Here is an 18,245-nt window from a genome sequence, read left to right as displayed (position 1 = left end):
TCGTGAGTGATTCGGGTCGTTAGGCAAGAGTGTTGAGGTAGCGGGTGGTGGTTCTGCTGGCCGGTGCGCGGACGGCGGTGTCGCGTGACTGCAGGGACGACACGCGTGTCCAGACGGACGACACGGGGCGTTTAGTCCTCTGAATGCGGTTAGGGGAGAGGGCTTCGGCCGGCTCGTCGCGCCGGAATCAGGGCGGCCAGCGGAGCCGCCAGGACCGCGGCTCCCAGGAGCACTCCCAAGCGACCCCACGGCGGCGCGAACATGATCGGCTCACCGCCGCCCGAGGCCACCTCGGTGATCAGCCACGCCGAGCCGATGCCGACGAGCAACCCGCACGCGGCGCCCAGCAGCGCCACGAAAACCGACTCGACCGTCAGCGCGGCACCGAGTCCGGCTCGCGTGAGGCCGAGCGCGCGCAGCAGCGCGGATTCCCGCGTCCGTTCCAGGACCGACAGCGTCAGCGTGTTCGCGATCCCGGCGAAGGCGATCAGCACGGCCAGCGCGGTCAGCGCCCACATGAGGTTCAGGGTCTCCCTCAGCGGAGCGGACGCCTCCTCCTTGAGTTCCGCCAGACTGCTCAGCTTCGCCAGCGGCGTCCCGGACAACTCCTTCTCCAGCGCGCTCCGGGCCTGGGAGGGGTCGGCTCCGGCGGCGAGCTTGACCAGCACGCTCCCGTCGTAGCTCTGGTCGCCGAGAGCGATCGCCTGCTGCTGCCCGATGTCGACCAGGGCGAACCCGAGATCGACACCGGGCGCGTCGACGCCGTCGTAGACCGCGACGACCCGAAGGTCCCGGACGGTGTCGCCGACCGCGAGCCCGGTTTCCTGTGCGAGCGTCTTGCTGATCGCGATTTGGCCGGGGCCGAGCCGGTCGAGCCGCCCGGAGAGCACCGATGGACGCAGGAGGTCGCCGCTGACAGCGGTCAACTGGTACGTGCCGTAGCTGCCCAGGTCGCCCGAGAACGACCGGCGGGTCGTGGTCGCGGCGACGCCGGGCACCGTCGAGAGGGTGTCGGCGAGCGTGGCGGGCAGGGGCCGGGCGGGGAGCGCCGAGGTGACGGTGAAGTCGGCGGCCAGCTGCTCGTCGAGACCGCGGCTCCGACCGGCCTCGACGCCGGCCGCCACCGTGCTGGCGAGCGCGACGACGGCGAGCCCGATGGTGAGTGCGGCGGCGCTGGCGGCGGTGCGCTTGGGGTTGCGGTCGGCGTTGAGCGCGGCCAGTTTCGCGGGCTGCCCGGGCACGAGGGTGCCCAGCGCTCGCACCACCGGGCCCGCCACCAGCGGACCGGCGGCCAGTGTCGCGCCGAGCAGCGCGACCATCGCCGCGACGGCCAGTGCGGCACCGTCTTCCGTCTCCGCCCGCAGTGCCAGTACGCCCAAGCCGACACCGGCGGCGAGCAGGACGGCGGCGATGATCGTGCGGGGTCGTCCGGCTCGCGCCGACCGGCCTTCGACCGGTGTCCTGAGCGCTTCGACGGGGGCGACCCGGGTCGCGGACCACGCGGGGATCGCCGCCGCGAGCGACGTCACCAGGACGCCGATCGCCACCGCGGCGACCACCGTCCGGGTGGTCAGCGGGAGGTAGACGTTCTCCTGGCCCGAGACGGCCTGCAGCGCGGCGGCGACGCCGAGCCCGCCGAACAGTCCGGCGACGGAAGCGATCGCACCCACCACCGCCGCCTCGGCCAGCACGCTGGTGAAGACCTGCCGCTTACCCGCTCCGACACAGCGGAGCAGCGCAAGTTCCCGCGCCCGCTGCGCGACGAGGATGGTGAACGAGTTGGTGATCACCATCGCGGCGACGACCATCGCGAGCACCGCGAAGGCGGTGAAGAACTTCGCCATCCCCGCCGCGTTCGGTGCTGTTTCGCGGAGCAGCCGAGCAGCGGATTCCTTGCCGGTGGACACGGTGATTCCCTTGCTGTCCAAGGACTTCTTCAGATCCGCGACAAGGCGGGCTTGGCTGACGCCCGGAGCCGCGCGCACGACGATCTCGCCGTAGGTCGCGGACGGATCCAGCCTGCGCAACGCCTCCTGTGTCACCACCAGGTTCGCTCCGCCGAGACCCGAATCGGTGGGACGGCTGAACTTGCCCGTGAGGGTGAAGGAATGCCGGCCACCGGCCTCGTCGAACACGGTCACTGCCTGCCCCGGCGAAAAGCCCTCGGCACTGTTCCGTTCCATCGCGATTTCCCCCGCGCTGTCCGGAAAACGGCCGTCGACGAGATCGTAGGGGCGCAGGCCCGAGTCGGTGCCCGACGCGGTCGCGGCGGCGTCCCTGGGCCGCCCCGCGGGATCGAGCACCGGCGCGCTGACAGTGGCACGGCCGTCCGCGGCGGCGACGCCGGGAACGTGGCGGACTTTCTCCAGTACCGAGTCGTCGAGTTCGGCGCCGCGCGACGCGTCGATCGACGCGTCCACCCCCCGGGTTTCGAAGGCGACCGCCTCCCGCAGACCGGCGCCGACAGCGTCGGTGAGGACGAACGAGCCGGCCACGAAGGTCACCCCGAGGGTGACGGCGATGGCCGACAGCAGCAGCCGCAGCGGCCGGGCCTTGAACCCGGCGAGCACGGTTCGCAGCATCACGCCCCCAGACCGGTGAGCGCGCCGAGGACGGCGTCAGCGGTCGGGCGCGGGATCTGCGCCGCGACCCGGCCGTCGGCCAGCAGTACCCCGTGATCGGTGTAGGAAGCCGCCACCGGGTCGTGGGTCACCATCACCACGGTCTGCCCGAGTTCGCGGACCGACGTGCGCAGGAAGCCGAGCACTTCGGCGCCGGAACGCGAGTCGAGGCTCCCGGTGGGTTCGTCGGCGAACACGACGTCCGGCCTGCCGACGAGGGCGCGGGCGCACGCCACCCGCTGCTGCTGGCCGCCCGACAGTTCACCCGGTTTGTGCCGCAGCCGCTGCCGCAGGCCCAGCGTGTCGACGACGGTGTCGAACCACGCCGCGTCCGGACGGCGGCCCGCGAGCCGGAGACCGAGCAGGATGTTGTCCTCGGCGGTCATGGTCGGCAGGAGATTGAACGACTGGAACACGAATCCGACCCGGTCGCGCCGCAGCCTGGTCAGCGCGGCGTCGGAGAGCCCGGTGAGTTCCGTCCGTCCGATGCGGATCCGGCCGCCGTCCACGGTGTCCAGACCGGCGAGGCAGTGCATGAGCGTCGACTTGCCCGAACCGGACGGCCCCATGATCGCGGTGAACCGCCCGCGCGGGAAGGCGAGGGACACGTGGTCCAGCGCCCGTACCGCGGTGTCTCCCCGGCCGTAGACCTTGACGACGTCCGCCGCGCCCGCGGCGTGACCGTCCACTGTGTCCACTGAGTGCGCCGAATGCGCTGTGTCCATTTTCAAGCTCCCCGAACCGATCCGATAAGTCACGGTGATCATGGCGGGGTTCACCTGAACGGTTCCTGAAACAACCTGAAGAACGCTTCAGGTAGCGCAAGGGTGATCTGGGAGGATCGGAGTCATGCGCGTGCTCGTGGTGGAAGACGAAAGGCGGTTGGCCGAGACCCTCCAATGGGGACTCGAGGCCGACGGCTATGCGATCGACCTCGCCCACGACGGCCTCGAAGGACTCGAACTCGCGCAGCTGTACCCGTATCAGGTGATCGTGCTCGACATCATGCTGCCGAAGCTCAACGGCTACCGGGTCTGCGCGGCGCTGCGGGAACGCGGGGTGACCACGCCGATCCTCATGCTGACGGCGAAGAACGGTGAGTACGACGAGGCGGAGGCGCTCGACACCGGCGCGGACGACTACCTGAGCAAGCCGTTCTCGTACGTGGTGCTCACCGCGCGCTTGCGCGCTCTCACCCGCCGGGGTGCCGCGGGTTCGTCCGGTTTCCTCGAGTTCGGCGACCTCGTGCTCGACCCCGCGAAACGGACTTGCCGCCGGGCCGGGCAGCAGGTGTCGTTGACCACGAAGGAATTCGCGGTACTCGAATGCCTGCTGCGGCACGCCAGGCAGCTGGTCACCAAACAGGACATCCTCGAACAAGTCTGGGATCTGGCCTACCGGGGTGATCCGAACATCGTCGAGGTCTACGTGAGCGCGTTGCGGCGCAAACTGGACGCGCCGTTCGGGCGGCGCACGATCGCCACCGTGCGCGGCGCCGGCTACCGGCTGGTCGCCGACGGGGACTCCGCATGACCAGGTGGTGGCCGTCCTCGGTGCGGCGGAGCACCGCGCTCTCGGCCGCGCTGCTCTGTGCTGTCGTGTTCATTCTCGGCTGGCTGGGCACGCGCGAGTTCCTGAGCAAACAGCTCTCGGACAGCGCCGTGAGCGAGACGCGAACCCAGCTGGAACGGATGGCCGACGCCTACCGGGCCGGCCAACGGGCGCCGGCCGCCGTGCTCTCCGGCGACGCGCTGTTCGAGGTGGTCGACGATGCCGGGCGGCCGGTGGCCGGCAGCGAGAACCTGCGCCGCTGGGACCCCGCGTGGACGTCGCTGCCGCCCGCTCCCGCCGGGGCGCCGTCGGACTGGTCGGTCACCACCAAGGCCACGCTGAAGCCGGGCGACCATCCACAGTGGCGCGAATACCGCGAGTACACGGTGGTGGGCCGGGTCGTCGACGTCGGCCAGAACCGGGTCACGCTCTACGTGTTCGTGCTGCCCTGGGACGTCTTACGGACGTTGAAGACCTTCGATGACACGCTCGTGTTCTTCGTCCCGCTCGCGGTGCTGGTCACCGCGCTGGTCGCGTGGTTCGCGGCCGGCCGGGCGCTGCGGCCGGTGGAGGCGATCCGGCGGGAACTGGCCGAGGTCAGCGGGAGCAGGCTGGACCGCCGGGTGCCGGTGCCCCCGTCTCGCGACGAGATCGCCAGGCTGGCCACCACCACGAACGCGACCCTCGACAGGTTGCAGCAGGCGCACGCCCAGCAGGAACGGTTCGTGGCCGACGCCAGCCACGAACTGCGCAGCCCGCTCGCGAACCTCAGGACCAGCTTGGAGGTCGCGCTCACCCACGCCGATCGCGCGGACTGGCCCGCCGTCGCCCGGCGATCGCTGCTCGACGTCCAGCGCCTGCAGCGCATCACGGCGGATCTGCTGCAGCTGGCCGTCGACCCGGCCGAGGTTCCGGAGCCGGCCGGCGTCGTCGACCTGGCCGACGTGGTGGGGGAGCAGGTCGCCGAACGCGCGCTCGAACCGGAAGGGCCCGCCGTCGTGTCCGATGTGGACGGACCGGTTCCGGTGCCCGGCGAACCCGTCCAGCTCGAACGCCTGCTGCGCAACCTCGTCGACAACGCCGTGCGGCACGCTCGCTCGTCCGTCACCGTCAGGCTCCGGCGCGAGGGGCGGGAGGCCGTTCTCGAAGTGATCGACGACGGTCACGGCATTCCCGCCGCCGATCGTGAGCGCGTGTTCGACCGGTTCGCCCGGCTCGACGACGCTCGTGCGCGGGACGCGGGCGGGACGGGGCTGGGGCTCACCCTTGCTCGCGATATCGCCATCCGGCACGGTGGCTCGCTGCGAGTGGAAGACAGTGAGACGGGCGCGCGGCTGGTCGCCAGGCTGCCGATCGCGGACTGATCGCAGTACCCGTCCTTGACGGTCCGGGCAGCCTCCTCCAGTATGAACACACGTTCATGAACACGTGTTCATAATGAGGAGGCTCGGATGTCCGGCATCGTCAACACCGCGCAGGCGGAGGCGTGGAACGGGTACGAAGGGCGGCACTGGGCAGCCCACGACCAGCGTTATGACGCGGTGAACGGAGGATTCAACGAGTCCCTGTTCGGCGCGGCCGGGATCGGCGAACGGGACCGGGTGCTGGACATCGGCTGCGGGAACGGCCAGGTCACCCGGCTCGCCGCCGGTCGTGCCCCGCTCGGGAACGCGACGGGAATCGACCTTTCCGAGCCGATGCTGGCCACCGCTCGCGCTCGGGCGGAGGCCGAGGGCGTCGGGAACGTGGCGTTCGAGCAGGGTGACGTCCAGGTCTTCCCGTTCGGGGAAGGCGTTTTCGACGTCGCGCTCAGCCGGTTCGCGGTGATGTTCTTCGCCGACCCGGTCGCCGCGTTCGCCAACGTGCACCGTGCGCTGCGGCCGGGCGGGCGGCTCGCGTTCCTGTGCATGACCGAACTCGCCGGAACCGACCTCGGCGCCGTCTTCGGTTCCCTGGCACCGTTCCTGCCGACACCCACCGGCGCGGACGGCACCGGGCCGACGTCGTTCGCCGACCCCGAGCGGATCCGTTCGGTGCTGACCGGCGCCGGATTCCGGGACGTCACCTGTACGCGCGCCGAGGCCGAGCAGGTCTGGGGAAGCGACGTACCGGACGCGGCCGGGTTCATCGCGGATTGGGGGCCGGTCAAGTACCACCTGGACCAGGTCGAGGACGAAGCCGCGGATGGAGCGCGGAAGGCGCTTTCCGCGGCGCTGCGACCTTTCGACGGCCCTGACGGCGTCCGGCTGCGTGGCGCCGCGTGGCTGGTCACGGCGTCGGCACTGGACTGAGCCCGGATGTCACCGAGAAAAGCGGCGGTCCTGCGCCACGGCGAAGCCGGGCGAAACCTGCGCGAACACCTGATCGACACGGCCGCGAAGCTGATTTCCGCACAGGGCACCGCGGGGCTCACGGTGCGGGCGATCGCGCGCGAGGCCGGCGTCGCCGACGGCGTGCTGTACAACCACTTCGCCGACAAGGAAGAGTTGCTGGCCAACGCCTTGGCAGCGCATGTGCGGGACGTCGAAAACGGTCTCGGTGAGCTGCCCGCTCCAGGCTCGGGTACGGTCGAGGCCACTCTTCGCGCGCAGCTCGCCTACGGTTTGGCTCTGCACAAAGAGATCCTGCCCGCGTTCGCCGGGCTGCTCGCGCAGCCCGCGGTCCTCGCGCGGTTCGATGAGGCGGCCGAAGACGGCGAAAGCTGGCGCGATCGCCTCGCCGGATACCTTCGTGCGGAACGGGAACTCGGCAGGCTCTCCGGCGATGTCGAGGCGGCCACGGCGATGCTGGTCGGTGTCTGCCACGAAACCGTGCTCTCCGGCCTGTTTCCCCACGGTCCGAAGGTGGTCACCTCGCCAGGGATCGACGCGGTGATCGCCACCCTGCTCGAAGGAATCGCGGTCCGCTGACCTCGGTGTTGTCCTCGTCACGACGCCGCCGGGGTTGATCGTCAGGTGTTCTGGGTAACCCACACGTGCGACTTGAGCGGAGAGGTCGCGTGACGGGGAGGGTGCCGCCATGATCAGCATCGCGGAGCATCCGGTTCCGGGAACGTGGGTACTGGATCTGCAGGCCACGACACCACGCATGCTGCCGGAAATGCGCGCCTGGGCCGCGAGATGCCTGGCCGATCTCGGCGAAGGCCACCGTGACGACGTTCTGCTCGCCGCCACCGAACTAGTCGCCAACGCCTACGTGCACGGCGGCGGGGCACGCCACATCCAGCTCTGGCGCGGGGTATCCCCGTGCGCGGTCCGCATCGAGGTCGTCGACGTCAGCGTCGAACAGCCGCGGGCACGCCGTTCGGAGATCGAGGACCCGCGCGGACGCGGGCTCCTGGTCGTCGACGGGGTGGCCGTGCAGTGGGGCGTCCGGCGTGAACACGTGGGCGGCGGAAAGATCGTCTGGGCGCATATCCGCTGCGACGGCGGCTGCCCGGAAGCGCTCCCGCGCGTACGGGCGAGCCGAACGAAATACTGATTTGTAGGTCCGTGAGGGCCACCTTGAGGGACTCAGAGTCCCTCAAGGTGGCCCTCACGGACCAAACCACTCTTAGTCCCGCGTCACCTGCCGCGCGGTGAGCAGGCCCAACGCCGAAATGGCGGCGAAGCCGAACAACAACCACCTCGCCGACGTGACCAGCGACGGCGCCCCCAGGTTGACCAGGAGGCCGGCGACCGCCGCGCCGAACGCGGTCGACATCGTCAGGATCGTCGCGATCGAGGCGGCGGCCTTCCGGCCTTCGTCAGCGTCCGGGGCGGAGGTCATCGCCGCGACGGACAGATGCGGCATGGCGATGCCGATTCCCGCGCCACCGAGGAAGAGCACGGGCAGCCAAGCGAGGACGACGGGCAGCGGCGGGTCCTCGTTCTGAAGCAGGCCCAGCAGGGCGAATCCGACGGCGAGACAGACCGGGCCGGCGACCACGAGCCGCCGGACCGTGCCGACCCGGCGGACCGAGGCACTGAAGATCTGGCTCACCGACCAGCCCAAGGACAGCGCGGCGGCGAAGAAACCCGCCGCGGCGGGCGGAAGGCCGCCCAGTTGCTGGCCGAACAAGGGCAGGAAGGTCTCCACGGCGACCCCGGACGCCAGGACCATGATGGTCAGGTAGATCCAGCGCAGCCGTGAGCCCGGCCGGTACGCCGACCGGGGCAGCACGCCCGTCTTCGCGCGTTTCTCCACCACCAGGAACGCGGCCACCAAAGCGAGACCCAGTGCGATGAAGGCCGCCATCGCGACCTCGTCGGCGAGGATCCCGGCGACGCTCACCGCGCCGGCGGCCCCGACGACCAGGGACAAGGACACGACAGGCACCGGCGCCGTGTGGCCCGCGCGTTCACCGCGGGGGAGTGCCCACGGCACGAAGGCCGCCATCGCCGCGGCCACGACCGCCAGGACGACGAACGCGGACCGCCACGAGCCGAACTGCGCGAAGAAACCGCCGAGCGCCGGTCCCGCGAAGTTGCCGACCCCGAACATCGCGGAGATCAGGGCGCTCCCGCGGCCCCACAGCCGCTGTGGCAGCGCGGAATGGATCATCGCGAAACCCAGACCGGTCAACAGGCCGGCGCCGAGTCCCTGGACCCCGCGGCCGACGAGGAGGACCGGCATCGAGGGGCTCACCGCGCACAGCACCGAACCGGCGGCGAAGACGCCGAAGCCGATCAAGTAGGAACCCTTGCCGCCGTACCGCGAAAGAAACCGGCCCACGAGCAGGGTCGCGACGACCTGGGCGACCAGGAACGCGGTCATGTTCCACGCGTACAACGCTTCCCCGCCGATGTCGCGGATCGCCGTCGGCAGCAGGCTCGCCGCCACATAGATGTTGACGGCGCCGACGAGCACGCCGCCCGCCAGTATCACCGCGGTGCTCGTATGGCGGCCGAGTTCTCGCCACGATCCGACGTCTTGCTCGATGCTCACGCGCTTCTCCTCGTTGTTGGAGTGGTTTGCGCTTCGCATCCTGCCGACGCGGGGACCCCCGGTAATCGGACAAATCAGACGTGAATCACGTCACATTTTCGCGCGGCCTTCGATGGCGGCGCGGGCGGCTTCGACCGACTTCCGGACGACGACGTCCGTGGAATAGCCCTGTTTCGTGAAGACGCCGTCGAGATAGAACGTGCCGTAGCCGTGTGCCTGGGTGAAGAGTTGCTCCATCAGTTCGAGCCCGTCCTGCGGCTGGTCGGCGACGCTGAGGCAGAGCATGAGGAACTGGTCGGTGAGGCGCCGGGTCTGTTCGTGCAGCAGGGTGTGTTCCGGGCCCTGCAGGCCGTCGGCGTAGATGATGTTCATCCCGGCGCGGCGCTCCATGAGGTAGCGCGTGTACGCCCCGGCGGCCGCGGCGAGCGCGGCGACGGGTTCGGTCTCGGCCTCGATGGCGTCGTGGACGCGGTCCGCCAGCTGGTCCGCCACCGCGGCCGCGACCGCTGCCAGCAGGCTCTCCTTGCCGGGGAAGTGCCGGTAGGGCGCACCGGGGCTGACCTTCGCGCGGCGAGCGACTTCGGCGACGGAGAACGTCGTCGGGCCCTGTTCGGCGATGAGGTCGAGGGAGACCCGGACAAGTTCGGCACGCAGGTCGCCGTGGTGGTACTTGCCGCCCATGTCGTGGATCACACCGTCCCGGGTCGCGGAATATGTAAGTGCCCTCTTACTCTTGATGTAAGAGACATCTTACATAGGTCATCGTTCCACGGAGGGTTTCATGAGCACGACCACGCACGCCATCGCCGCGCCGTCCCCGGGGGCCGCGCTGGCGCCGACGACGATCGAGCGCCGCGACCTGCGCCCGGACGACGTGCTGATCGACATCGCCTACGCGGGTATCTGCCACAGCGACATCCACCAGGCGAAGGAGGACTGGGGCACCGCGATCTTCCCGATGGTGCCGGGCCACGAGATCGCCGGCGTCGTCGCCGCGGTCGGTCCCGCGGTGACGAAGTACCAGGTCGGCGACCGTGTCGGGGTCGGCTGCATGGTCGATTCCTGTGGCGAGTGCCAGTACTGCCTCGAGGGCACCGAGCAGTTCTGCGTCAAGGGCAACATCCAGACCTACAACGGCGTCGGCTTCGACGGCGAGAACACCTACGGCGGCTACAGCCGCCAGGTCGTCGTGAAGGACGGGTTCGTCTGCCGCATCCCCGAAGGGATCGGTCTCGACGTCGCCGCGCCGCTGCTGTGCGCGGGCATCACCACCTACTCCCCGCTGCGCCGGTGGGGCGCCGGACCGGGCAAGAAGGTCGCCGTCGTCGGCCTCGGCGGGCTCGGCCACATGGCGCTCAAGATCGCGGTCGCCATGGGCGCCGAGGTCACGGTGCTCAGCCAGAGCCTGAAGAAGCAGGAGGACGGTCTGAAGCTGGGCGCGAAGGACTACTTCGCGACCGGTGACGCCTCGACGTTCGAGTCGCTGCGCGGGCGCTTCGACCTGATCCTCAACACCGTTTCGGCGACCTTGCCGGTCGACTCCTACCTCGGCCTGCTGCGGGTCGGCGGGGCGATGGTGAACGTCGGCGCTCCCGGCGAACCGCTGTCCTACAACGCTTTCTCGCTGCTCGGCGGGAACAAGGTGCTCGCCGGGTCGATGATCGGCGGCATCGCCGAGACCCAGGAGATGCTCGACTTCTGTGCCGAGCACGGGATCGGCGCGGAGATCGAGACGATCTCGGCGGACCAGGTGAACGTGGCCTACGACCGGGTCGAGAACAGCGACGTGCGCTACCGGTTCGTCATCGACGCGGCGACTATCGGCGCGTGAATCCTTGGGGCGGCCGGTCTTTCCCGTGGGGAAGACCGGCCACCGCCGTCGTGGTCGTTGTCACATCAGGAGCAGCGGGAAGGTGTTCATCGCGGTATGCGCGGCGATCGGCGCCCACAGGGTGCGGTAGCGCGACCACAGGTAGCCGGTGAACAGGCCGAAGACCCCTTGGAACGCCACGATCGCGCCCAGTGTCAGCGGGAGCCCGGCCCAGGCCGAGGTGCCCTGGGCGTGGGTGGGCAGGTGCAGCCAGGCGAACAGCAGTGACGCCAGCAGGATTCCGGGCCACCGGCCGAAAAGCGCCTCCAGCCGGGTCTGCAGCATGCCGCGGAAGAAGACCTCTTCGAGCACGTTCGCGGTGAAGAAGGTCAGCGTCGCGCCCACGGCCAGGAACACCGGATCCGGATAGTCCTCGGCGGTGGGAAGCGGCGCGGCGAACGGGCCCAGCACGTACAACCAGCCGAATGCCAGCACCGCCGGTACCGGTCCCAGCCACTGCCAGGCGTGACGCGGCCACCACGCGGGCCGCAGCCGGAACGGATCTGGTTCCCCTGGGGGGCGAAGGATTCGCAGGAGTACCAAGGGCAGGACCAGGAACACGATCGGCTTGGCCAGTCCCCAGATGTCACGGACCAGTTGTGCCTGGTCGCCTATCGCGGAAACCAGGAACAACGCCAGCGGCCACAGGAAGGCCACGGCCGCCAAGGCCAGCGCCTGTCTCTTCAGCCTGTCCCGGTCGTTCGCTCGAGGCAGCAGCGAGGGCACGTGGAGCGGGATCGCGCAAGCCAGGATCATCCCGGCCAGCGCGGGAATCACCGCGCCCCACAAGGAAAGCCGTTTGTCCGAATCGGACGAAGGCTTGATCGTGTCGTGCCCGGTCGCCAGCAGCAGGGCGGGGGCGGCCACGAACACCGCGAGCCCGCCGATGAGCAGTCCCCAGGCGACACCCGGCCGGGTGTCGGTCTTTTCTGTCACACGGCAAGAATCTTCGAAGTGGCGCGAATGCGCGTCATCACTTCGGAGGACCCTTCACTTCGGGACTCGGTCGGCCACGACCACCTTTTCCAGGCTGCGCAGGCACAAGGTCAGCGCTTCGTGCTTCGGTGTCTTCTCGCGGACCAGCTCCCATGCCGTGTAGAGCAGGCTCCATAGCAGCTGCAGCAACCATTCCTTCGTCATCGCCGGGTCGATCGTGCCTTCGGCGTGCCCGCGTTCGATGAGTCGCAGCAGGACGCGGTCGTCGTCGCTCTCCTCCTGCCACTCCGGGCGGGTGACCAGGTCCGGCATGGTGAACAGCAACTGGAAGACGTCGCCGAACTCGAAGTACTCCTGGCACAGCCGCGCCAGCGCGGTGTGGGCCGGGCCGTCCTGCAGCCGCGCCTTTTCGGTGCCCTGCGAGATCTTGTCGAGGGCGTCCAGGCTGATGGCGTCGATGAGGTCGGAGCGCTCCGGGAAGTAGCGGTGCACCGTGGTGCGCCCGACGTTCGCCGCCGCCGCGATATCGGCCAGCGAAGCGCCCGGCTGCTTCGTCAGCGTCTCGATGGCCGCGTCCAGGATCGCGCGCCGGGTCCGTGCCCGGACGCCCGTCTCGGTGACCACATCCTCACTCATAGCCCCGTACCGTACTCGCTCACCAATATGGAACTCGCTTGACGATTTTAGAACATCAGTGTTCCATTGGGAACCATGGATACTCCGCGATTGAAGGTGCTGTGGTCGTTCGCGCGACCGCACAAGGGGGCGCTCGCGATCGGACTCGTGCTCGCACTGCTCGGGTCCGCCACCGGTCTCGCCACGCCCATGGTCACGAAGTGGGTGCTCGACTCGCTCGGCTCGTCGGCGTCGCTCGCCGGCCCGGTCCTCGCGCTGCTCGGCCTGATCGTGATGGGGGCGGTGATCTGGCTGGGGCAGTGGATCCTGCTCGGCACGGTCGGCGAACACGTGGTGCTGAAGGCGCGGGAATCGATGGTGCGGCGCTTCTTCCGCGCGACGATCCCGGCGATCACCAAAAAGCCGGCGGGGGAACTGATCACCCGGGTCACCTCCGACACGGTGCTGCTGCGGGAGGCGGCGTCGTCCAGCGTGATCGGGCTGATCAACGGTGTGGTGATGCTGGCGGGCACGCTGGTGCTGATGAGCGTGCTGGACCTGGCGCTGCTCGGGACGACGGTCGCGGCCGTGCTCGTAGTGATCGTGCTGTTCGCCTGGCTGATGCCGGGAATCGCCAAGGAGCAGGAAAAGGCGCAGGACCGGGTGGGCAAGCTCGGCGGGGTGCTGGAGGGCGCGCTGCGCGCGATCCGCACGGTGAAGGCGAGCCGCGCCGAGGATCGGCAGTCCGAGCGGATTCTCCTGGAAGCGCGGGCGGCCACCGGGCACGGCGTCCGAGCCGTGCGGCGGGAGGCCATCGCGTGGGTGGTGGCGTGGTCCGGCATCCAGCTCGCGATCCTGGTGATCCTCGGGCTCGGTGCCTGGCGCGTCGGCGCCGGCCTGCTCGAAGTGTCGAGCCTGATCGCGTTCCTGCTCTACGCGTTCGCGCTGATGGAGCCGATCACCGAACTGAGCCAGAACATGACCGCGCTGCAGGCGGGCGTCGCCGCGGCCGGGCGCATCCGGGAGATGGACGCCCTGGAGGTCGAGGAGGACAGGGTGTCCTCGCCCGCCGCGCCGGGTGATCAGGCCGGCCCGGTGCTCGAACTGCGCGACGTGACCGCGGGTTACGGAGGGGAACCGGCGGTGCGTGCCGTGTCGCTGGCGATCCCGAGGCGCGGGCACACCGCGATCGTCGGGCCGTCCGGCGCGGGCAAGACCACGATGCTGTCGCTGATCATGCGGTTCGTGCAGCCGTCCTCGGGGATGTTGCTGCTGGACGGGCGGCCGTACGCGGACCTGCCGTACGCCTCGGTCCGGGCGCGGCTCGCCTACGTCGAGCAGGAGACGCCGATCGTGCCGGGGACGATCCGGGACAACCTGCGCTTCACCCATCCGGACGCGACTGAGGAGGAGATGCTGCACGCGCTCGGCGAAGTGCGGCTCGCCGACAAGATCGCCGCGCTCGACGACGGTCTGGACACGCCGCTGTCGTCGACCTCGGTCTCCGGTGGCGAGCGGCAGCGGATCGCGCTGGCCAGGGCGATCCTGCGGACGCCGGACGTGGTGCTGCTCGACGAGGCGACCGCGCAGGTCGACGGCCGGACCGAAAGCGCGATCCACGACTGCATCCGGCGGCGGGCCCGTGAAGGTGCTGTGGTGACGGTGGCGCACCGGCTGTCGACGGTGATCGACGCGGACACGATCGTGGTGATGGAGGACGGACAGGTGCGGGCCAGTGGCAGTCACGAGCACCTGCTCGCCACCGACACGCTGTACCGCGAATTGGTGGAGGCCTTGAGGATCGCGGGGGAGAGCGCTCCGGTCCCCGGCTGATCATCCAGCGGCGGCGCGGGCTCCCGGCGGAAGCTCCCGGTTGACCTCGTCGAGCCGGGTGGCGACGGTCCGGCAGGGTTCGCAGCCCGCGAGATGCGCGGTGATCTGGTTCGCTCGCCGGTCCGGCACCCCGCCGCGGAGCCAGGCGCCCATCCGGTGCCTGGCTTCGCGGCAGCAGGGTGTTCCCGCTTCGGGGACCTGCGCTTGAAGGAAGGCCTGGCGCAGCCCTTCGCGAGCTCGCAGGGCCAGGACGGAGGCTCCGTTGGGAGTCACTCCCAGCAGGGGCGCCACCACCTTCGGCGAGTCGCCCTCGGCTTCGGTCCGCCACAGCACCGTCCGCCACCGGCCGGGCAGCGCGCAGTACGCCAGCCACGCCAGCCGGGCGTTCGACCGGAGGATGAAGAGCTCTTCCGCGCCGGCGGTCCCGGCGGGTTCCTCGGTCGCCGGGGTGGTGCCGTACAGCTCGACCCGGTTGTGGTGGTGGCTCCACTTCGCCACGAGGTTCCGCATCGTGACCGCGAGGTAGGGGCGGAGGTTTTCGCGAGGTCCACCGCCGGCGCGGATGATGCTCAGGACGCGCACGAAGGCCTCGGCCACGAGGTCGTCCCGTTCGGCGGGCTGGGCGAGCCAGCCCGCCGCGATCCTGCGCAGTGGCTCGGCGTGCCGGCGGAACAGCTGTTCGCCCGCCTCGATGTCGCCGTCGCGAAGGGCGTCGAGCAGCACGGCGTCTGACGCAGGTGTCTCGACGTCATCGCTCATCGTGGGTCTCCCGGATCGACCGATCCGAACACTCTCGGTGACATTGTGATGCCTAAAGTAACGAGTACGGTAGTGTACCTGCTAGATGGCTGCCGATAAAGTCTGGGGGATGACACCAGAAGCCGACGCTCCCCGGCCGGACGGCCGGGCGGCGCGCTGGGCTGGTCAGCGGGAACGCCGTCGGCGGGAATTCGTCGACGCGGCGCTGCGCGCGATCGCCGAGCATGGACCGGAGGTCTCCACCGAACAGATCGCCGACGAGGCGGGGGTGGCGAGAACCCGCGTCTACAAGCACTTCGACGACGCCGCCGATCTGCAGCGCGCGATCGCCCACCGCGCGACCGACCTCATCACGGCCGAACTGGCCCCGCTCTGGGACCCGAGCGGCACGCCGATGCAGATGATCACCGTCGCGGTGGGCGCCCACACCGGCTGGCTCGCCGAACACGGCAACCTCTACCGCTTCCTGACCCGGCACGCCTACGCGGGACGGCGCGACGGCGGCGACGCCGTCACCGACGTCAAAACGGTGATCGCGCAGCAGCTCACGCTCCTGATCGAGCACTACCTCGAAACCTTCGAACTGGACGTCCGCATCTCGGAGCCGCTCGCCTTCGGGCTCGTCGGGCTGGTCGACACCAGCGCCGCGCGGTGGCTGGACAACCCGCGCGGCATCGACCTCCCGGAACTGGCGGGTCTGCTGGTGCACTGGATCTGGCGGATCCTCGACGACGCGCTCCGGGCGGGCGGGATCGAACTCGACCCGCACGCGCCCCTGCTCGTGCCGGGCGGCTAGCGGACCGTTCAGGATGTGGGAGCGGGAATGAAAGATCGCCGGACGGCGTCGGTGCCTGCATGGCCACGCCTCTCGACGATCCCGCATGGGCATCGCTGACCGGTCCGCACGCGCACTTCGCCGAACGTTTAGGGCAGGTGCTGCGGTATCCGGTCGATGTCGCCCCGTTCTTCGCGCTGCCGCCCGAACCCGACGAAAGGGTGTGGGACGACGTCGCGGCGCTCGCCGGTCCGGGTGAGGAGGTCACCGTCCACACCGCCGTGCCCCTCCCCGGGGACTGGGAGGTCCTCGGCAGGATCGCCGGAGTCCGTCTCGTCGATGTCGGGCTCGAGGCAGCCGAGGACCCCGAGGCCGTCCGGCTCGGCCCGGCGGACGTCCCGGAGATGCTGGACCTCGTCGAGCGGACCCGGCCGGGTCCGTTCCGGCAGCGGACCATCGAATTGGGGACCTACCTCGGAATCCGGCGCGGCGGCGCGCTCGTCGCGATGGCAGGGGAGCGGCTGCACCCACCTGGCTGGACCGAGATCAGCGCCGTCTGCACCGACCCGGCCTACCGCGGCCACGGGCTCGCGACGCGGCTGATCCGCGCGGTGGCGGCGGGTATTCGCGCCCGCGGCGAGCAGCCGATGATGCACGCGGCGGCGACCAACACCTCGGCGATCCGCCTCTACCGGTCGATCGGGTTCGAAGTCGTACCGCGTCCGGACTTCCTCTCGGTCCGCGTTCCCGGTTCCGTCGCGGCCGTGCAACGGGTTTGACGCCCGGCTCACCGGCCCAGCGCGCGGTACTGCCTGGCCGCGAGCGGCAGGAAGATCGCCGTGAGCACGGCGGGCCAGATCAGGGCGAGCGCCACGGAATGCGTGCCGGCCCAGTCGGTCGCGCCCCAGGTGGGGTTGCCGAACAGCTCCCGGATCGCCGTCGCGGTGGCGGACAACGGATTCCAGGTCCCGATGGCGCCGAGCCAGTCCGGCATGGTCGCGGGCGAGACGAACGCGCTGGAGAGGAAACCGGTGGGCCACACCAGGATCTGCACGGCGACGGCCGATTCCGGGGTCTTCAGCAGCAGGCCGAGGTAGATACCGGCCCAGGTGAAGGCGAACCGCAACCAGAGCAGCAGACCGAACGCGGCCAGTGCCGGCAGCAGACCGCGTTCCGGCGTCCAGCCCACCAGCAGACCGGTCACCACCATGACCGCGAGGCCGACGACGGCGTTGAGCAGATCGGCCGCGCTGCGCCCGGCGAGGATCGCCGTCGCGCTGACCGGCATGGCGCGGATCCGTTCGGTGACGCCCTTCGCGGTGTCGGTGGTGACGGCCACGACCATGGCCTCCAGCCCGAAGAGCATGGTCATCGCCAGCATGCCGGGAATCAGGAAGTCCAGGTACCGCCCGTCCGGCACGGCCATCGCGCCGCCGAAGAGGTAGCCGAACATCAGCACCATCAGGACGGGGAACAGGAACCCGACCAGGATCGAGCCGGGCCGCTGTCGCCAGTGCAGCAGGATCCGGCCGGTGAGCGCGGTGGCGTCCAGGATCGCGGTCATGCGGGCTCCTCGGTGGTGGTGGCGTGTCCGGTGAGGTGCAGGAAGACCTCGTCGAGAGTGGGTTTGCGGGTGATGGTCTCGACCCGGTCCGGGCCGACCTTCGCCTTGAGTTCGTCGGGTGTCCCGGCGGCCACGACGCGGCCGGCGTCGATGACGGCGATCTGATCGGCCAGCTGGTCGGCCTCTTCCAGGTACTGGGTCGTCAGCAGCACCGTCGTGCCGGAGCCGACCAGATCCTTGATCGAGGCCCAGACCTCGATGCGGGCCCGCGGATCCAGTCCCGTGGTCGGTTCGTCGAGGAACAGCACCGGCGGGGCGAGGATCAGGCTGGTGGCCAGGTCCAGCCGTCGTCGCATTCCGCCGGAGTACGCAGCGACGGGCTTACCCGCCGCTTCGGTCAGGCCGAACTGTTCGAGGAGTTCGTCCGCGCGACGTTTCGCCGCGGCGGCCTTCAGATGGGAGAGCCTGCCGAACAGCACGAGGTTCTGGCGGCCGGTGAGGATCTCGTCCATCGACGCGTTCTGCCCGACCAGGCCGATCCGGTAGCGCACCGCCTTGGGGTCGGCGAGCACGTCGTACCCCGCCACGCGCGCCTGGCCGCCGTCCGGGCGCAGCAAGGTGCTCAGAATCCGGACGGCCGTGGTCTTCCCGGCCCCGTTCGGGCCGAGCAGACCGCAGACCGTCCCCGCTTCGACACGCAGGTCGAAGCCGTCCAACGCCACCTTGTCCCGATACCGCTTGCGCAGGTCGACGGCCTCGAGCGCCGCTTCTTCGTATGGCATACGGAGAAGCGTA

18 protein-coding genes are annotated in these 18,245 nt (G+C 70.0%); 9 read left to right on the top strand and 9 right to left on the bottom strand.

Annotated features, from left to right (window positions below; all coding sequences use genetic code 11):
• Positions 1-149: 149 nt before the first annotated feature.
• Positions 150-2,582: an ABC transporter permease gene (locus ACLJRL_RS36765; protein ID WP_410660998.1), complete on the bottom strand. Its 2,433-nt coding sequence runs from the start codon at positions 2,580-2,582 to the stop codon at positions 150-152.
• Complete coding sequence (locus ACLJRL_RS36760; protein ID WP_410661080.1) at positions 2,582-3,310, bottom strand: ABC transporter ATP-binding protein; 729 nt, start codon at positions 3,308-3,310, stop codon at positions 2,582-2,584. The genes ACLJRL_RS36765 and ACLJRL_RS36760 overlap by 1 nt, the downstream gene beginning before the upstream one ends.
• 160 nt (positions 3,311-3,470) lie before the next feature.
• On the opposite strand from ACLJRL_RS36760, the gene ACLJRL_RS36755 reads away from it, so the two are divergent.
• The 5 genes from ACLJRL_RS36755 (at position 3,471) to ACLJRL_RS36735 (ending at position 7,652) form a co-directional block, all read left to right on the top strand.
• On the top strand, positions 3,471-4,154 hold the full coding sequence (locus ACLJRL_RS36755) for a response regulator transcription factor (protein ID WP_410660997.1): 684 nt from the start codon (positions 3,471-3,473) through the stop codon (positions 4,152-4,154).
• Positions 4,151-5,536, top strand: a complete 1,386-nt coding sequence (locus ACLJRL_RS36750; RefSeq protein WP_410660996.1) for a sensor histidine kinase — start codon at positions 4,151-4,153, stop codon at positions 5,534-5,536. Before ACLJRL_RS36755 ends, ACLJRL_RS36750 begins: the two co-directional genes overlap by 4 nt.
• Before the next feature lie 87 nt (positions 5,537-5,623).
• Positions 5,624-6,463: a class I SAM-dependent methyltransferase gene (locus ACLJRL_RS36745; RefSeq protein ID WP_410660995.1), complete on the top strand. Its 840-nt coding sequence runs from the start codon at positions 5,624-5,626 to the stop codon at positions 6,461-6,463.
• 6 nt (positions 6,464-6,469) lie between these two features.
• Entirely contained in the window at positions 6,470-7,081 is a 612-nt protein-coding gene (locus tag ACLJRL_RS36740; RefSeq protein WP_410660994.1) for a TetR/AcrR family transcriptional regulator, read from the top strand.
• Between the two features lie 109 nt (positions 7,082-7,190).
• Positions 7,191-7,652, top strand: coding sequence for an ATP-binding protein (locus ACLJRL_RS36735; RefSeq protein WP_410660993.1), 462 nt, complete (start codon positions 7,191-7,193; stop codon positions 7,650-7,652).
• A 72-nt stretch (positions 7,653-7,724) separates the two neighbouring features.
• On the opposite strand, the gene ACLJRL_RS36730 is transcribed toward ACLJRL_RS36735, so the two are convergent.
• Complete coding sequence (locus tag ACLJRL_RS36730) at positions 7,725-9,098, bottom strand: MFS transporter (protein WP_410660992.1); 1,374 nt, start codon at positions 9,096-9,098, stop codon at positions 7,725-7,727.
• A gap of 90 nt (positions 9,099-9,188) precedes the next feature.
• A complete protein-coding gene (locus ACLJRL_RS36725) occupies positions 9,189-9,791 on the bottom strand; it encodes a TetR/AcrR family transcriptional regulator (protein ID WP_410660991.1) in 603 nt (200 codons plus the stop codon).
• 88 nt (positions 9,792-9,879) lie between these two features.
• Here ACLJRL_RS36725 and ACLJRL_RS36720 point away from each other — a divergent pair, with 88 nt between their 5' ends.
• Positions 9,880-10,929, top strand: coding sequence for an NAD(P)-dependent alcohol dehydrogenase (locus tag ACLJRL_RS36720; protein ID WP_410660990.1), 1,050 nt, complete (start codon positions 9,880-9,882; stop codon positions 10,927-10,929).
• A 60-nt stretch (positions 10,930-10,989) separates the two neighbouring features.
• Here the strand turns inward: ACLJRL_RS36720 and ACLJRL_RS36715 are convergent, their stop codons facing one another.
• Together ACLJRL_RS36715 and ACLJRL_RS36710 are read right to left on the bottom strand one after the other, a co-directional pair.
• Positions 10,990-11,904 carry a CPBP family intramembrane glutamic endopeptidase gene (locus tag ACLJRL_RS36715; protein ID WP_410660989.1) on the bottom strand — a complete coding sequence of 305 codons (915 nt, stop codon included), beginning with the start codon at positions 11,902-11,904 and terminating at the stop codon, positions 10,990-10,992.
• 54 nt (positions 11,905-11,958) lie between these two features.
• Complete coding sequence (locus ACLJRL_RS36710; protein ID WP_410660988.1) at positions 11,959-12,540, bottom strand: TetR/AcrR family transcriptional regulator; 582 nt, start codon at positions 12,538-12,540, stop codon at positions 11,959-11,961.
• Between the two features lie 75 nt (positions 12,541-12,615).
• Here ACLJRL_RS36710 and ACLJRL_RS36705 point away from each other — a divergent pair, with 75 nt between their 5' ends.
• The gene (locus tag ACLJRL_RS36705) at positions 12,616-14,352 is read left to right on the top strand and encodes an ABC transporter ATP-binding protein (protein ID WP_410660987.1); all 1,737 of its coding nucleotides are present in this window, start codon (positions 12,616-12,618) and stop codon (positions 14,350-14,352) included.
• Here ACLJRL_RS36705 and ACLJRL_RS36700 read toward each other — a convergent pair whose 3' ends face one another.
• On the bottom strand, positions 14,353-15,111 hold the full coding sequence (locus tag ACLJRL_RS36700) for a zf-HC2 domain-containing protein (RefSeq protein WP_410660986.1): 759 nt from the start codon (positions 15,109-15,111) through the stop codon (positions 14,353-14,355). It lies immediately after the preceding gene.
• Positions 15,112-15,220: 109 nt separating this feature from the next.
• Between ACLJRL_RS36700 and ACLJRL_RS36695 the strand changes: the two genes are divergently transcribed.
• Positions 15,221-15,907 carry a TetR/AcrR family transcriptional regulator gene (locus ACLJRL_RS36695; protein WP_410660985.1) on the top strand — a complete coding sequence of 229 codons (687 nt, stop codon included), beginning with the start codon at positions 15,221-15,223 and terminating at the stop codon, positions 15,905-15,907.
• 59 nt (positions 15,908-15,966) lie between these two features.
• The gene (locus tag ACLJRL_RS36690; RefSeq protein WP_410660984.1) at positions 15,967-16,665 is read left to right on the top strand and encodes a GNAT family N-acetyltransferase; all 699 of its coding nucleotides are present in this window, start codon (positions 15,967-15,969) and stop codon (positions 16,663-16,665) included.
• A gap of 8 nt (positions 16,666-16,673) precedes the next feature.
• On the opposite strand, the gene ACLJRL_RS36685 is transcribed toward ACLJRL_RS36690, so the two are convergent.
• Positions 16,674-17,450, bottom strand: coding sequence for an ABC transporter permease (locus ACLJRL_RS36685; RefSeq protein ID WP_410660983.1), 777 nt, complete (start codon positions 17,448-17,450; stop codon positions 16,674-16,676).
• Positions 17,447-18,232 carry an ABC transporter ATP-binding protein gene (locus tag ACLJRL_RS36680; protein ID WP_410660982.1) on the bottom strand — a complete coding sequence of 262 codons (786 nt, stop codon included), beginning with the start codon at positions 18,230-18,232 and terminating at the stop codon, positions 17,447-17,449. The genes ACLJRL_RS36685 and ACLJRL_RS36680 overlap by 4 nt, the downstream gene beginning before the upstream one ends.
• Positions 18,233-18,245 lie beyond the last annotated feature (13 nt).

It is taken from the genome of Amycolatopsis sp. lyj-112, assembly GCF_046549055.1.
In the GTDB taxonomy this organism is placed as follows: Bacteria; Actinomycetota; Actinomycetes; order Mycobacteriales; family Pseudonocardiaceae; genus Amycolatopsis.
Note: the sequence above shows the minus strand (reverse complement) of the source record. Positions and strands in the feature narration are given on the sequence as shown.